12 protein-coding genes and 1 tRNA gene are annotated in these 13407 nt (G+C 63.4%); 5 read left to right on the plus strand and 8 right to left on the minus strand.

Going from position 1 to position 13407, the window contains the following annotated elements; genetic code table 11:
• Positions 1–605 precede the first annotated feature (605 nt).
• Positions 606–899 carry a hypothetical protein gene (locus tag G6N77_RS13845; RefSeq protein WP_165182757.1) on the plus strand — a complete coding sequence of 98 codons (294 nt, stop codon included), beginning with the start codon at positions 606–608 and terminating at the stop codon, positions 897–899.
• A 3-nt stretch (positions 900–902) separates the two neighbouring features.
• Here G6N77_RS13845 and G6N77_RS13850 read toward each other — a convergent pair whose 3' ends face one another.
• Positions 903–1157, minus strand: a complete 255-nt coding sequence (locus G6N77_RS13850) for a cell division protein CrgA (protein ID WP_165182758.1) — start codon at positions 1155–1157, stop codon at positions 903–905.
• A gap of 290 nt (positions 1158–1447) precedes the next feature.
• Between G6N77_RS13850 and G6N77_RS13855 the strand changes: the two genes are divergently transcribed.
• Genes G6N77_RS13855 through G6N77_RS13865 form a run of 3 tightly spaced genes read left to right on the plus strand, consistent with a single transcriptional unit; the run spans position 1448 to position 3018 of the window.
• Positions 1448–2209, plus strand: coding sequence for a class E sortase (locus G6N77_RS13855; RefSeq protein WP_306987541.1), 762 nt, complete (start codon positions 1448–1450; stop codon positions 2207–2209).
• Between the two features lie 3 nt (positions 2210–2212).
• Positions 2213–2374: a hypothetical protein gene (locus G6N77_RS13860; RefSeq protein WP_165182759.1), complete on the plus strand. Its 162-nt coding sequence runs from the start codon at positions 2213–2215 to the stop codon at positions 2372–2374.
• A gap of 5 nt (positions 2375–2379) precedes the next feature.
• Positions 2380–3018: an anthranilate synthase component II gene (locus G6N77_RS13865; protein WP_165182760.1), complete on the plus strand. Its 639-nt coding sequence runs from the start codon at positions 2380–2382 to the stop codon at positions 3016–3018.
• Here the strand turns inward: G6N77_RS13865 and pknB are convergent.
• The 7 genes from pknB to G6N77_RS13900 form a co-directional block, all read right to left on the minus strand.
• Positions 3015–4949, minus strand: coding sequence for a Stk1 family PASTA domain-containing Ser/Thr kinase (gene pknB, locus G6N77_RS13870; protein ID WP_165182761.1), 1935 nt, complete (start codon positions 4947–4949; stop codon positions 3015–3017). The genes G6N77_RS13865 and pknB overlap by 4 nt on opposite strands.
• Before the next feature lie 62 nt (positions 4950–5011).
• Positions 5012–6775: a protein kinase domain-containing protein gene (locus G6N77_RS13875; RefSeq protein WP_165182762.1), complete on the minus strand. Its 1764-nt coding sequence runs from the start codon at positions 6773–6775 to the stop codon at positions 5012–5014.
• Positions 6772–8226: a peptidoglycan D,D-transpeptidase FtsI family protein gene (locus tag G6N77_RS13880; protein WP_165182763.1), complete on the minus strand. Its 1455-nt coding sequence runs from the start codon at positions 8224–8226 to the stop codon at positions 6772–6774. The genes G6N77_RS13875 and G6N77_RS13880 overlap by 4 nt, the downstream gene beginning before the upstream one ends.
• The gene (locus G6N77_RS13885; protein ID WP_165182764.1) at positions 8223–9593 is read right to left on the minus strand and encodes an FtsW/RodA/SpoVE family cell cycle protein; all 1371 of its coding nucleotides are present in this window, start codon (positions 9591–9593) and stop codon (positions 8223–8225) included. Before G6N77_RS13885 ends, G6N77_RS13880 begins: the two co-directional genes overlap by 4 nt.
• Entirely contained in the window at positions 9590–11275 is a 1686-nt protein-coding gene (locus G6N77_RS13890) for a PP2C family protein-serine/threonine phosphatase (protein WP_165182765.1), read from the minus strand. Before G6N77_RS13890 ends, G6N77_RS13885 begins: the two co-directional genes overlap by 4 nt.
• A gap of 2 nt (positions 11276–11277) precedes the next feature.
• Entirely contained in the window at positions 11278–11763 is a 486-nt protein-coding gene (locus tag G6N77_RS13895) for an FHA domain-containing protein FhaB/FipA (protein WP_165182766.1), read from the minus strand.
• Complete coding sequence (locus G6N77_RS13900) at positions 11760–12551, minus strand: FhaA domain-containing protein (protein WP_165182767.1); 792 nt, start codon at positions 12549–12551, stop codon at positions 11760–11762. Before G6N77_RS13900 ends, G6N77_RS13895 begins: the two co-directional genes overlap by 4 nt.
• A 423-nt stretch (positions 12552–12974) precedes the next feature.
• On the opposite strand from G6N77_RS13900, the gene G6N77_RS13905 reads away from it, so the two are divergent.
• Positions 12975–13057, plus strand: a tRNA-Leu gene (locus G6N77_RS13905).
• Positions 13058–13407: the final 350 nt, after the last annotated feature.

The raw sequence follows: 13407 nt of genomic DNA on the forward strand, positions 1-13407 counted from the left end.
GAAATTAGAGTGGTCGCCACTCGGGAATTGTGTCCCGGCGCTTCCTAGCCTTAGGGAACACGAAAGTGTGCACCGGAACTATTACTGGGGGTGCTTCATGAATGTTTCAATGTGGTCGCCGCGTCCGGCGTCGAGCCACTTGGGCGGCAATCCTTATTGCGGAAGCATGCCCATGACCATGGTCGGGGTTGCGATCCCCGACATGGCCATCCTCTCCAATAGCCCCGTTCGGAATGTTGTCTTTGCAGACACCTTGGAGAGGGTGACGGCCTCCTTGGACCAGCCGGTCCTTCAGCCCCAGTCCCAGTTGCATGCTCCGTGTGTTCCCTTCGCAGGGAAAGTATTCTCTAGAGCCGAATTTGCCCTAGGGAACGAGTGGCAGCATAGTCCCCCAGCTGACTGCCACTGAGTTAGGAGCAAAAGCCCTCACCCTCCCCCGGTGAGGGCTTTTGTGTTTCCATGGCGACTTGGACGGCAGGACTGCCGGGGAGGGGCTCGTCGCCCCCTGTCTAAAGTGTGGGCACGAGCCTAGACTGAAAGATACGCAGGGCAGGGAAGCAGCCGCTGGGGCCGCTGAAAACGAGCTGCGAAAGGCGGAGCGAACAATGGCCGAAGATCAAGCCCAGGACCGTGGAACAGACCGCGGACGGTACGTCCAGGGGGCATACGGGAAGGCCGGTACGGAACCCGGACACCACGCCACCGAATCGCAAGGCCAGTACACGGAGGGCGATTACGGCCGCGGAGGCACTGAAGGAGCAGACCCGGAGGCTGCCGAGGGCCGTTTCGTGGAGGCGGACTACGGGACGGCTGGGGATGTGCCGGGGCACGACGACAAGGACCCCAAAGGTGAATACATCACCGGGGACTACGGGGAGGCCGGCGGGGCCGGCGACTGAATCCTAGCTGCGCCACCGGGTGGTCATCATGAACCCCGCCAGGGCAATGGCGAAGCCGATGCCGATGTTCCAGTTGTTGACCCCCGGAAGGGGGTAGGCGCCGTTCGAGATGTAGTACACGATGATCCAGAACAGCCCCACCAGCATCAAGGTGACCATCAGGGGCAGGAACCAGACGGCGTTGGGCTTTTGTGCCTTGGAAGACGGCGTCTCTGACGGGCCCTTGGCGGGACGGCGACGCGGTTTTGACTCGGGCACTTGGAGCTCCTTGGCTTCTCGAACGGGGGCAGCGGCGCAGCCGGTGCAGGGCAGGCGGTCCATTACGCGCTGTCGAACAGTAAAATGTAGCTGGTACTGAACTGCCGGTATTGTTGACGTAATTCTAGCTGTAAATAGTGCACCCGCAGTCTGCACGCCCTACCCGACGCATTCAGGAGGATCCCAGCGTGGTTCGATCGCCAGGGCACGTTGATGCCCCCCTGGGCGTGGATGAACTGCTCGCTGGGAACAAGGCAGCCCGGTCCCGGCAGGCACGCAACCGCAAGCGGGTGCGGGCCGCCCGGACCAGACGAGGTTTTGTCCGGACACTCATTCAGCTCGCGGGTGAACTGCTCATCACCGCTGGCGTGGTGGTGCTGCTCTTTGTGGTGTGGGAATTGTGGTGGACCAACATAGACGCCGGCAACACGCAGCAAAACGCGGTGTCGCAGTTCGCCAGGAACTTTCAGGGACCGGTGACACCAGCCGCGCCACAGCCCGCGGGCACTCCGCCCAAGAATTACGGGCCGCCAGTGGTGATGCCGGCCATCAACTCGCCGGGTGAAGTCTTTGGCGTCGCCTACATCCCCCGGTTCGGAAAGGACTACAGCCGGCCCCTCGTGGACGGCGTGGCCCGCGCACAGCTGGACACCCTGGGACTGGGCCGCTACGAGTCCTCCACGATGCCCGGGGGCGTTGGGAACTTTGCCGTGGCGGGCCACCGCCAGACCCACGGAGCCGTCCTGGACGCCATTGACACGCTGGTGCCCGGCGACAAGATCTACGTGCAGACGAAGGACGGCTACTACACGTACGTTTTCCGCAATGACCAAATTGTGCTGCCGACGCAGGGCGATGTTTTGTTGCCCGTTCCCACGCAAAAGAACGCCAAGCCCACGCAGCGGTTTATGACCCTGACCAGTTGCAACCCCCGGTTTGGCACGCAGGAACGCATCATTGCCTACGCCGTCATGGAATCGTGGCAGCCCGCCAGCGCCGGCCCGCCGGCAGCCATCGCCGCCCAGGTCGCCGCCAACAAGTCGAAAGGCTAAGCCATGTACGGCTGGATCTTCCGCCACCTTCCGGGCCCGCTTTGGTTCCGCATCCTCACTGCCGCACTGTTTATTGCCGCCGCCGTACTGGTGCTGATGCAGTTTGTCTTCCCCTGGTTCAGCCAGTTCAACCCCATAAATGATTCAACGATTGGTGGGAACTAAACCCCATGACCACACGCATATTGGTGATCGACAACTACGACAGCTTTGTTTACACGCTGGTTGGCTACCTGCAGCAGTTGGGTGCCGAAACAACTGTCATCAGGAACGACGACGTCACGCTGGCCGAGGCGATTGAGCTCGCGGCCGCGCGTGACGGGGTTTTGGTCTCCCCCGGCCCCGGCACGCCTGCGGAGGCCGGAGTGTGCATTGAGTTGATCAAGTGGTGCGGCGACAGCCTCAAGCCCATGCTGGGCGTGTGCCTGGGCCACCAGGCCCTTGCCGAGGCCTACGGCGGCGTGGTCACGCACGCCGAACAGCTCATGCACGGCAAGACAAGCCTGGTCCACCACCACGGTGACGGGGTGTTTGCCGGGCTGCCCAGCCCTGTCACGGCAACTCGCTATCATTCACTGGCTGCCGTGCCGGCCAGTATTCCGGAGGTCCTGGAAGTGACGGCTGAAACGGCCGACGGCGTGGTCATGGGACTGGCCCACAAGAGCGCGCCCCTGTGCGGGGTGCAATTCCACCCTGAATCGGTGCTGACCGAGGGGGGCTACCAAATGGTGGGCAACTGGTTGGAATCCGTGGGCCTGAAGGGCGCTGCCGCGAAGGCCGCCACACTGAGCCCGCTCATCAACAACTAACCGTTGGGCGGTGCCGTCGGCTGGTCCGTGGCCGTGGCCGTGGCGGTGGCCGTGGGCTTCGGTGTGGGGGTGGGCGACGGAGTGGCCGGCGGGCTTGGCGGGGCCTTGGCCAGCGTGACAACCACCGTGGTCCGTTGCGGGACTTCGGTGCCGGCAGCCTCGGACTGACGGGTCACCATGCCCGGGGTCACGGCGGCGTTCTCGGCCTCCTCGAACCTCACCTGAAGGAACGGCGACACCTTCGCCAGCGCGGCGGTGACAACCTCCCTGACCTTGGCGGGATCCTTGGTCAGGTCAAAGAGTGACGGCATGGCAACATTGCCGCTGGAAATTTTCAGGGTGACCTCGGTCCCCACCGGCACTGTCTTGCCCGGATCAGGATCGGTTCCCACCACCAACGTGGACTGGATCTGGCCGCTGTCGACAAACTGGTTTGGCTTGAATCCCAGGCCCAGCGCCTGCAGTTCACTCCTGACCTCCGCCTCGGTCTTGCCTGCAACATCCTTGGGCATCGTGACCTCGGACGGCCCCTTCGACACCACCACGTCAACCGTGGAGTGTTCGTTGACCAGGGCATTCGCGGGAGGGTCCGTGCGGATCACCAGCTGGGCCTGGACCGTGCTGGAATATTCCTCCGCGTGGCGCGGTTCCAGGCCCAGGGCGCTGAGCTTGGCCATCGCGTCCTCCTCGCTGAAACCAGCCACCTGTGGCACGCTTACCTGGACGGGCGCAGGCGGCTTGGCGTTGAGCAGGTTCCACCCCACCAGGGCGCCCCCGGCCAGGATGATCGCCAGAAAGACAAACAAGATGGTGGTCCAGGCCCGGCGCCGGCGCTTGGTGGCACGATCCGGACCCAGGGGTTCCTCGGGGACTCCGCCGTCGTAGGTGGTCAGCGGACCTCCGGCCAGGACCTTCGCCATGGCACGGGTGGCCGGGCCGCCGTCGTCCATTACCGGGGCCGGGTCCGGCGCCAACACGGGCTCGACGGCGGCGGGCGCGGGCACTGCCGCCACCGTGGCCAGGGGGTCGGTGTTGGCGGACGTTGCAGCGGCGGGGGCCAACAGGACTCCGGTGCGGGCGGCCCTCAGCGCACGGCGAAAGGATGCGGCATCCTGAAAGCGGTGCTGCCGGTCCTTTTGCAGGGCCCGCAGCAGCACGCTGTCCAGGGCCGGGGAAATCTCGGGATTGAAGGAACTCGGCGCCGGAGGCACCTCGCGGACGTGCTGGTACGCCACGGAAACGGGCGAATCGCCGGTGAACGGCGGCCGACCAGCCAGCATTTCGTAGAACAGGCAGGCGGCTGAATAGAGGTCGCTGCGGGCATCCACCGTTTCCCCGCGCGCCTGCTCCGGGGAAAGGTACTGTGCCGTGCCCATGACAGTTTGTGTCTGGGTCATGGTTGCGGCCGAATCGGAAATGGTGCGGGCAATGCCAAAGTCCATGACCTTGACGTCGTGCAGTGTGCCCTGCTCATCCGCCGTGACCATCACGTTGGCCGGCTTGATGTCCCTGTGGACTATGCCGGCGCGGTGGCTGTACTCGAGGGCGGCCAACACCCCCTGGGTGAAATCAATGGCCTGGTTGATGCTGATGGCGTCCTCGCGGACCAACTCACGCAGCGTCTTGCCGTCCACAAATTCCATGACGATGTAGGGAAGCGTGGCGCCGTCGCGAAGGGGGTCGTCGCTGACATGCTCGCCGGTGTCATACACGGCAACGATTGACGGGTGGTTCAGCCCCGCCACCGCCTGGGCTTCCCTGCGGAACCGGGCCTGGAGCTGGGCGTCCCGGGCCACGTCGCCACGGAGCAGCTTGATGGCCACGGTCCGGCCCAGCAGGGTGTCCTTGGCCATGTAGACGTCCGCCATGCCGCCGCGGCCCAGCAGCACGCCCATTTCATACCGTCCATTCAGGACGCGGGGAACACTCATGGTGCCTTGGTCCTTTCTGTTCGGTGGATGGTGGGTGATGCTGCGGGGTGCGGGCGGACGGTTTACGGGGTGGGCGTTGCGGTGGCGGACGGGGCAGGTCCGGTGGATACGTAGTAGGTCACGATCGAGCCCCTGGCCACTTGGGTGCCCGCCACCGGGTTCGTCCGGATCACGTCGCCCGGGGTGACCGAGCTGGAGGCCTCGTCAACCCGCGCGGGCTGGAGTCCGGCGTCGGTCAGGGCCTTGTCATAGGCATTGGCGCTGACGCCTGCAGAGGACGGCACCGTGATCAGGTCCTGGCCCTTCGAGACGGTCACCGTCACCACGCTGCCGGGTGCCAGCGGACCAGTGGGGGTCAGGTCGGTGACGTCCCCGGCGGCAACCTTCTGGCTGAACGCGTCCGGGGCCCGGGTCACTTTCAAGCCCATTTTTTCCAGGGCGCTGCGCACCGCGTCGTATGGCTGTCCAAGGTACTGGTCCGCGAACACCGTCACCTCCGTGGGTGTGGCTGACGGGGTCTCGCTGGGCGTGGCGGATTCGCTCGGCGTTGCCGACGGGGTGGTTTCCGTGGCAGTGGCCGATGTCGGCGCCGACGTGGATGCCGTGGGTCCGGGCGCCGGGTTGGAACCAAACACCCCCCAACTTTGCAGCAGCAGCGCAATGACGGCAAAAAGGAGAAGTGCAATCAAGGCCACGGCGGGCCACGTCCACGGGCTGCGGCCGCGCTTGGCCGGCTCCGGCGGGGCTTCCTCCGAGTCAAAGCCGGCCAGCAGGGGGTCCTGCTCGTCCCAGGGCCGTTCGGCACCGAGCATCTCGGCCCGGGTAGGCTGTGCCGCGGCAGGGGCGACGTCGGCAACCACGGTGGGCAGCGCCGTCGTGCTTGGCTCGGCAACATTCGCAACGACAGTGGTCGCCGCTGTGCCATCGATGTCCACGGGGGCCGTGATGGGTCCGGTGGTGGACTCGAAGAGCAGCATGCCGGGGACCGCGGCGTGGGCCGCCTTGATGTCCCCGGTGCGGATGGCCTCCGCAGCTTCCGCCAGCTTCAAGGCATTGGCGGGGCGGTTGCCCGGGTCCTTGGCCAGCATGGACATCAACAGGGCGCGCACCGGCGTGGGAAGCGTGTCCGGAAGTGGCGGCGGGGCGTCATTGACCTGCGCCAGGGCAATGGCAATCTGGGATTCGCCCGAGAAGGGGCGGTGGCCGGTGATGCACTCATAACCTATAACGCCCAGGGAATATATGTCGCTGGACCCCGTAGCCACCTGCCCGGTGGCCTGTTCCGGCGCCAAGTACTGGGCGGTGCCCATGACCTGGCCCGTCTGCGTCAGCGGCACCTGGTCGGCAAGGCGCGCAATGCCGAAGTCCGTGATCTTTACGCGGTTTTCCGGGGTGATGAGCAGGTTGCCTGGCTTCACGTCACGGTGCACCAGGCCCTGGGCGTGAGCCACGGCCAGGGCCCGGGCTGTCTGGGCGATCATTGACAGTGTCCAGTCGGCGGAGAGCACATGTTCGCGTTCAATCAGCGCGGACAGGGGCTCGCCGGGAACAAGTTCCATGACGAGGTAGGCGGAACCGTCCTCTTCGCCGTAGTCAAAGACGTTGGCGATGCCCACGTGGTTTAGCAGTGCCGTGTGCTTGGCCTCCGCACGGAAGCGGGCCCGGAAACCCGGGTCCCCCGTGTATTCGTCCTTGAGGATCTTAATGGCCACTATTCGGCCCAGGACCAAGTCCTGGGCCTTCCAGACTTCTCCCATGCCGCCGATGGCAATGCGTGAGGTGAGTTGGAATCTGCCGCCTAAGGTGATTCCTGATGTAGGCCTCACTTTTTCAACACCGCCTTGAAGAGTTTGCTTGCGTTTGGACTTGTTAATTGTGCTCCGGTGACGACGTCCACATTGGGCATCACTATGGTGACCACCACCTGCGGATCGTCGGCCGGTGCGAAACCGGTGAACCATGCGTTGTTCAAATTGTTGGCAACCTCCGCGGTTCCCGTCTTCCCCGCCACCTTCACACCCGGCACGGCAGCCCCGGAAGCGATGCCGTTGTCCACCACACTGACCATCCAGTCGGTGATTTGCTTGGCAACTTCGGGGGTGGTGGACTGGCGCAGGACCTGGGGAGTCAAGCTCTGCACCGTCTGCAGGTCGGGGGTGCGGACAGTCTGGACAAGGTTGGGCTGCATCTGCTTGCCGCCGTTGGCAATGGCTGCCGTCATCATGGCAATTTCAAGTGGGGTCGCCTGTACGTCACGCTGGCCGATGGCACTTTGGGCCAGGCCGGGTTGGTCCAGCGTCCCGCTGCTGCCCGGGAAGCGGCTGGTCTCCACCCCGATGGGGATCTTCACCGAGGAGTCATTGAAGCCGAACTTCTCCGCCTCCTTGGTGATGGCGTCTTGGCCCAGGTTGAGGGCAATGCTGGCAAACGGGGTGTTGCACGAGTTTTCCAGGGCAAAGGTGAAGGTGGCCTTGCTTTGTGAATCGCATTGGCCGTACCGGTAGTTCGGCAGCGTGTAGTTGATGCCCGGGAACGCCAGTTCCGCCGGGTTGGGCAGCACGCTGTCCTTGTTGTACTTGCCTGACTCCAGGGCGGCCGCCGTGTCAATCAGCTTGAACACGGAACCGGGTGCGTACAGCTGCTTGAAGGCAGGGGAACCAAACAAGTTGGTGTTGGGCTGGCCGACCAGGTTGTCGTAGGCCTTCGCCACGGTTTCCTTGTCATGGCTGGCCATGAGGTTGGTGTCGTATGACGGCTTGGAGACCATGGCCAGAATCGCCCCGGTCTTGGGATTCATGACCACAATCGATCCGGGGACGCCGTCGGGGATCATGCTGTACGCCAGCTTTTGGAGGTTCGCGTCGATGGTCAGTTCCACGGAACGGCCTTGCGGTGTGGCGCCCGTAAACGCCTGGGAAATCCGTTCAAACAATGCGTCGGTGCTGGTGCCGGCCAACTGTTCCTTCATGGCTGCCTCTATGCCGTACTGGCCGTTGCTCAGGCTGAAGAAACCGGTGAGCCCGGCATAAAGGTAGGGGTCGTTGTATTTGCGCTGGTACTTGCAATCAGAATTCGTGGCAACCGATTCGGCAATGGGATGCCCTCCCACCAGGATGGGGCCGCGGTTGTTGCAGAAGGTCGCCAGCAATTGGCGGTTGTTGCTCGGATTGCTGTTGAGTGAATCGGCGGCAAAGAACTGGACATAGGAAATGGAGCCAAAAAGCAGCACAAACAAGGCGATGGCCACTATCCAGGAATTGCGGATTGCTTGGTTCACGGTGTTTGCACCTCCTGATGGGGGGTCTGCGGGGAATCGGCGGAAACGTTGATGGGTCTCCGGGCGGCATCTGAAATTTTCAGGATCAGGGCCACAATGATCCAGTTTGCCAGCAGCGAGGACCCTCCCGCCGCCAGGAAGGGGGTGGTCAAACCGGTTAAGGGGATGAGCCGGGTGACCCCGCCAATGATCACGAAGCATTGCAGCGCCACGGCGAAGGCGAGGCCCACGGCAAGCAGCTTTCCGAACGCATCGCGGGTGCCGAGGGCTGCGCGGAACCCCCTGGCGACCAACAGCGCATAGAGGCAAACGACGGCGAACAACCCCACCAGGCCCAGTTCCTCGCCGATGCTGGCAATGATCATGTCGCTGTTGGCCAGCGGCACGGTCTGGGGTGAACCCTGACCAAAGCCTGTCCCAATCAGGCCACCGTTGGCCATGCCGAACAGGCCCTGGACCACCTGGTAGCTGCCGCCGGCGGCACCAATGTATTGGGGGTCGAAGGCGTGGACCCAAACGTCGATCCGCCGCGCCACATGCGGGAAGATCTGGTACGCCGCAAAACCGCCGACGGCGATGAGCACCAGACCGATGAAGATCCAGCTGATGCGGCTGGTGGCCACATAGATCATGACCATGAACAGGCCAAAAAACAGCACCGAGGTGCCGAGGTCATGCTGGAATACCAGCACGCCCACGCTGGCAAGCCAGGCCACGATCATGGGCGCCAGGTCCTTGACACGCGGCAGTTGCAGCGGGCCGATCTTCCGCCCGGCCAGCAGGATCAGGTCTCGGTTCGAAGACAGGTACCCGGCAAAGAATATGGCAAGGGTGATCTTGGCGATTTCACCAGGTTGAAAGGTGAACGGCCCCAGTTTGATCCAGACGGTGGCACCGTTGACATCGCCGGCTGAAAGGCCCGGCACCAGGGGCATGAGCAGCAAGATGACGGAAAGGGCCAGGGAAATGTACGTGTAGCGGCGCAGGATGCGGTGGTCCTTGACCACCCAGATCACCGCCACTGCTGCCGCAACGGCCAAGCCCGTCCACAGCCATTGGCGCTGCCCGGCCGTGTCGCCGGAGGTGATGTCAAGCCGGTGGATGACTGCCAGACCTATGCCGTTCAAGGCAACCACCACCGGCAATATGACCGGATCGGCATATTTGGCCCGAAGGCGCAAGGAGATGTGCACGGCCAGGGAAAGCACCGTCAACACAACACACTGGGTGTAGAAATCGTTGTCAAACGTCTTGCCAAGGTTCAGGTTGACCAGGGCGTTGGCCGTAATGCCGACAATGAGTGCCAGGACCAAAAGCAGCAGTTCAATGTTGCGGCGCGGCTTGGGAACAGTTGCGAGCTGGCTCAATGTCCACCTCCCGGGGTGCACGTGGCTGTTGGGGTCGGTATCGGCGACGAAGCATGTGTGGCTGCCCCGGAGGCGTGCGTGGTCCCTGGCGACGCGGGTTTTGTCGACGCGGAAGGCGTTGGCTTGGCGGTTGGCTTGGCGGTCGGTGCCACAGTGGAAAACGGCGTATGCCCGCCGGATGCGGTTGGGGATGCAGTGGACGGCGCCAGGTTGCACGGCGGCGTGCTGGAACCCGTGCCCAGCTGCAGGTCACTGATGATCTGTTCGGCTGCGTCAAGCGAAGGCGCGGGCATGGTCCGGGCCACCAGCTGCTGCGAGTATTCCGGCAGCGAGGAAACTTTCACTGTGGTTTCCCGCTGGAGGTGGGAGAGGGGAATTGGTCCCAGGTTTTGGGAAACGCCCTGATATATGGCCACCTTGTCGTGGGACACCCCCACAAAATATTGGGTTTGGGTCCACGAATACGCAATCCAGCCGCCCGCAACAAGTGCTATGGCAGCAAGTGAACCAACAACTGCCAGCACCAGGGAGCGGTAACGGACCCGTGGCAGGGATTCTTCATTCTCGTCCGCGGCCGTTCCCACGGTGTCCTCGGGCTTGTGGGTCAGCACGGTCGCGGCGCGCTGGGTGACGGGAATGCGCGCCAGCTTCGGGATCTTGCCGTCGGCATTGGCCGTCAGCGCTGCGCCCACCAACTCATGGGGGCGCAGCGACAAATCATGGCGGACGGCCGCCTCGCTGATGTGGACATCCAGCTCACCGCCGTGTTTGAGGGCACCGGCCCGGGTGTCGCCGTCGTCCCCTTCCGACTCCTCAGAGCCGGCGTCGCCGTCGGAATCCCCGGCTTCACCTTCGACGGCGGATTCGTCATCCTCACCCCCGCCTACGCTGAGTGGACCTACGGGCAGTGCAGCGACTGTCTCAAGCGCCGCAGTGGTGGTGTCGTCCGGGCTGGATTCGGCAACGTCGAAGACCACCACGGTGACATTGTCCGGCGAGCCGGCAGCCAGGGTGAGGTCAATCAGGGTTTCCGCAGCGGAAGCGAGGTTCTTGGTGGTGCGAATGACTTGTTCAATGACTTCGTGGCGCACGAAGTTGAGCCCGTCGGAGCACAGCAGCCAGCGTTCGCCAGGTTCGGCGTCAAAGTATTTAAGGTCCAGCTCGGGGGAGGCATCCACATCGCCCAGGACGCGCATCAGCACGTTCTTGTGCGGGTGGACCTCTGCCTCCGCCTCCGTCATGCGGCCCTCATCGATCATCCGCTGCACAAAGGTGTGGTCCGTGCTCATCTGCTCAAAGGCACCGTCCTTGAGCCTGTACGCACGTGAGTCGCCGATGTGCGCGTAGGCCAGGCGATCCCCGGCAAGGAGCAGGGCAGTGACGGTGGTGCCCATTCCTGCCAGCTTGGGGTTGACATGCACCAGCTCGGACAGCAGCGAATTCGCAGTCTGGATTTCATCGGCGAGGTGGGTGCCGGCGTCGTTCCCGTAGTTGCCGTGATCGAGGTGGATCAGGTCGAGCACGGTGGAGGCGCTGGCCACGTCGCCGCCGGCATGGCCGCCCATGCCATCCGCCACAACGGCCAGGTACCGTCCAACGTAGGCCGAATCGTCATTCTTGGCCCTGACCAGGCCCACATGCGACCTGGCTGCATAGCGCAGAATCAGGGGGTTTCCGGCCATGGTTACGGCCTCAATTCGATGACCGTTTTGCCGATCCGAACCGGAACCCCAAGCTCCACGGGCAGGGCGCGGGTCAATTGCGTGCCACCAAGGAATGTGCCGTTGGTGGAGCCGAGGTCTTCAATGAACCAGCGGGTCCCCTGCGGGAACAGGCGGGCGTGGCGTCCGGAGGCGTAGTCGTCCTCCAGGACCAGTGTTGCTTCCTGTGCGCGGCCCAAAAGGATCGGGGTGCCGGACAATTCCAGCGTGGTTCCGGCCAACGGGCCCTCGGTGACCACAAGCTGGCGGGCCTGTACCTTGGCCGGCGGGGCTTCCTCCACCAGTTCAGGGTGTTTGCGGGCCTGGCGCGCCGTGGGGGCCCCAACCTTTGCCTTGCGGCCAATCACCAGGTCTCGGCGCATGGCGGCAACCACACTGAAGACCATGACCCACATCAAGATCAGAAATCCGAAGCGCAGGATGGTGACAGTCAGGCTCAGATCGTTCATGTGTGCCCGCCATTTCGTGCCGGCAGGATGCGGAACGTGATGGTGGTGCGGCCCATGGTGATGGTGTTTCCATCGGACAGCCCGGCGCTGCCGCGTATGCGGTGGCCATTGACGTAACTGCCGTTGGTGGATCCAAGGTCGACGGCGGTGCTGACGCCCTCCCGCGTGCGAATCTCCAGATGTTTCCGAGAGACGCCTGTGTCATCGATGAGGATGTCCGCTTCGGATGAACGGCCCAGGGTGATGGAGCTGGCGTTTAGCGAATACCTTTGACCGTCAATGTCCAGCACAGGCTGGCCTGCCGGCGCCGGATTGGCGGCGGGGGCCTGGCGTTTGTACACGGGGGCGGGCGCATGGGCCGGAGCCGCCGGCGGCCTTGAGGGTGGCTGCCCGGGGAGGCTTGCCGGTGCCTGGCCGGATTCTCTCTCCGTGGCCGAGGCAATTTCGAAGTGGCCAGATCGGAGCTCAGGCTGGTGGTTAAAGGCCACGCGGACCGGTCCCTGCAGGACATAGCCCTGACTTCTGGAGTGGTTGATGACCACGTCGCACAATTCTTCGGCGAGGGTCACGCCCCAGGCGCGCGCACGTTCAAAGTCTGAATCACCCAGCTGGATGTTGAAAACGTTGGGGGCGAGAGTACGCCCGGCGTCCAGTGTCATTGCCTTGTCATCGAGCTCACGCCGCAATGCACTGGCCATTTCCACTGGCTGCAAGACCTTGGAACCACGGGAAAAAGCACCGCGAACTGCCTTTTCAATGCCCTTCTCAACGTTGTCAAACAATCCCATCGGTTCTCCTCTCCGTAGTCGCAGTGCCCAAGTATGGCACCGGTTCACCCTCACATGGCCTGAGGCTGTTACTCCAGGCTCTTGAACCACCCGTGTTCTTGCTGTGAAACAAGCACGCCACGGTGGTTGTCCGGCCTGCGGGCAACGCGCCACAGAGTCGATACTACTGGGCGTGGCTTGGAAAAACCTTATTAGTAGGCAGTTCGGCAATGCATTTCATACCGCGGCATGATCTTCGCAAACCGGGTGTCCGATGGGCGTAAACAGTGTGATTTCGCGCCGCCGGCCGCCGGGGCGAGGGGTCGATTGGCGTGGTGTTTGGAGGGCAAGGCGGGTCGTTTAGACATTTTGGCAAAGTGTCCTATATGCTTGATCTCGCTGTTCCACTGAAACCCGAAAGGGAAACAGTGAACAAGTGAAAACGCGCGAGTGGCGGAACGGCAGACGCGCTGGCTTCAGGTGCCAGTGTCCGAAAGGGCGTGGGGGTTCAAATCCCCCCTCGCGCACGTTTTCAAAAATCCCCGGTGGACTTCGGTTCGCCGGGGATTTTTGCGTTCCGGGGGCTGTTTACCCAACCGCCCCTTGGCTTACCCAGCCGCCTGGGCCCAATCCTGACACGGGACATCGGCGAGGGCCAGTGCCAAGGTTTGCCGTTGTCCTGCGGCATCCTTAGATTTCGCCGCGGATCCTCACGACTTGCGGCCTCAGGCAGTGGCTGGAACCGGCCAAGTTGCGTGTCCGGGAAAAGGTGTGTATTGTTTTTCGAGTTGCCCCGGTTCGCGGGGAAGCGAAAAACCCCCTCTTTGATGCCGGTTCTGCTGGTGTTTTGGCGGGTTGCCCCGGTGCTGTTCGCTAC

Source organism: Arthrobacter silviterrae, assembly GCF_011045165.1.
GTDB lineage: Bacteria > Actinomycetota > Actinomycetes > Actinomycetales > Micrococcaceae > Specibacter > Specibacter silviterrae.

Excerpts from the sequence above, each read along its gene's own strand:
- G6N77_RS13900 (WP_165182767.1), bottom strand. The coding sequence starts at position 12,551 with ATGGGATTGTTTGACAACGTTGAGAAGGGCATTGAAAAGGCAGTTCGC.
- G6N77_RS13895 (WP_165182766.1), bottom strand. The coding sequence starts at position 11,763 with ATGAACGATCTGAGCCTGACTGTCACCATCCTGCGCTTCGGATTTCTG.
- G6N77_RS13865 (WP_165182760.1), top strand. The coding sequence starts at position 2,380 with ATGACCACACGCATATTGGTGATCGACAACTACGACAGCTTTGTTTAC.
- G6N77_RS13860 (WP_165182759.1), top strand. The coding sequence starts at position 2,213 with ATGTACGGCTGGATCTTCCGCCACCTTCCGGGCCCGCTTTGGTTCCGC.
- pknB (WP_165182761.1), bottom strand. The coding sequence starts at position 4,949 with ATGAGTGTTCCCCGCGTCCTGAATGGACGGTATGAAATGGGCGTGCTG.
- G6N77_RS13890 (WP_165182765.1), bottom strand. The coding sequence starts at position 11,275 with ATGGCCGGAAACCCCCTGATTCTGCGCTATGCAGCCAGGTCGCATGTG.
- G6N77_RS13845 (WP_165182757.1), top strand. The coding sequence starts at position 606 with ATGGCCGAAGATCAAGCCCAGGACCGTGGAACAGACCGCGGACGGTAC.